Source organism: Sulfuricurvum sp. RIFCSPLOWO2_12_FULL_43_24, assembly GCF_001829605.1.
Classification (GTDB): Bacteria; Campylobacterota; Campylobacteria; order Campylobacterales; family Sulfurimonadaceae; genus Sulfuricurvum.
This window is the reverse complement of record NZ_MIBT01000063.1, coordinates 1-1,275: the sequence shown is the minus strand read 5'-3', so window position 1 is coordinate 1,275 and position 1,275 is coordinate 1. Positions and strand designations below refer to the sequence as shown.

The window sequence follows — 1,275 nt, the reverse complement described above, 5'->3', positions numbered from 1 at the left end:
AAGCCGAACAACTCAAAAATGAAATACTTTTAAAAACCAAAGAATATTATGAATTAGTACATAAACCGGCTCAAACAAAAGAGTTTGTATCCGGTAAAAGCCGTGTAAACTATGCGGGACGGGTATTCGATGAACGTGAAATGGTCAACCTTGTCGATAGTTCGCTCGATTTTTGGCTCACTTATGGTGATTATTCCAAACAATTTGAGAAAAAACTTGCCGACTACCTCGGAGTACGTTGGACATTTTTGGTGAACAGCGGATCAAGCGCCAACCTGCTGGCATTCTACACACTAACTTCTCCGCTATTGGGTGATCGACAGGTAAAACGGGGAGATGAAGTGATCACCGTTGCGGCAGGTTTCCCAACGACGGTTGCTCCTATCGTCCAATACGGTGCCGTTCCTGTTTTCGTCGATATGGAGCTGACTCATTTTAATATCGATGTAACGCAGCTCGAAGCGGCACTGAGCCCAAAAACCAAAGCGATTATGATCGCCCATACCCTCGGAAATCCTTTTAACCTCCGAGCCGTCAAAGAGTTTTGTGACAAACATAACCTTTGGCTTATCGAAGACAACTGTGATGCACTGGGTTCAACTTATGAGGGGAAACCGACAGGGACATGGGGAGACATCGGAACATCGAGTTTTTACCCGCCTCATCATATGACGATGGGAGAAGGGGGAGCGACCTATACGGACAACCCACTGCTGAAAAAAATCATGCTCTCAATGCGTGACTGGGGACGAGACTGTTGGTGCGAAAGCGGTATTGATAACACTTGTGGATGCCGTTTCTCCCAGAGTTTTGGAACCTTACCAAAAGGCTATGATCATAAATATGTCTACAGCCATTTCGGATTTAACCTCAAAGTCTCAGATATGCAAGCCGCAGTCGGCGTAGCACAACTTGAAAAATTTCCGACGTTTGTCGAAAAACGAAAAGAGAACTTTGCCAAACTTTACGAAGGGCTAAAGGGAATCGATGAATTGGTTCTGAATTCTGCCACACCTAACAGCGATCCTAGCTGGTTTGGATTTATGATCACACTCAAAGACAGTGTACAATTTACCCGAAATGAGCTCGTTGAACACCTCGAAAACGCGAACATCCAAACCCGTAATCTCTTCGCCGGTAATATGCTTCGCCATCCGATGTTTGACAGTATGGTCAATGGAACCGATTATCGTGTGGTCGGTGAGCTAACCAATACCGATAAAATCATGAACGACAGCTTCTGGATCGGACTTTATCCGGGGATGGGTGATGATG

1 protein-coding gene is annotated in these 1,275 nt (G+C 45.3%); it reads left to right on the top strand.

Features of this window, described 5'->3' with window-relative positions:
• Positions 1-1,275, top strand: a 1,275-nt coding sequence (gene rfbH / locus A3G19_RS06480; RefSeq protein ID WP_294871336.1) for a lipopolysaccharide biosynthesis protein RfbH, incomplete at both ends; no start/stop codon positions are given.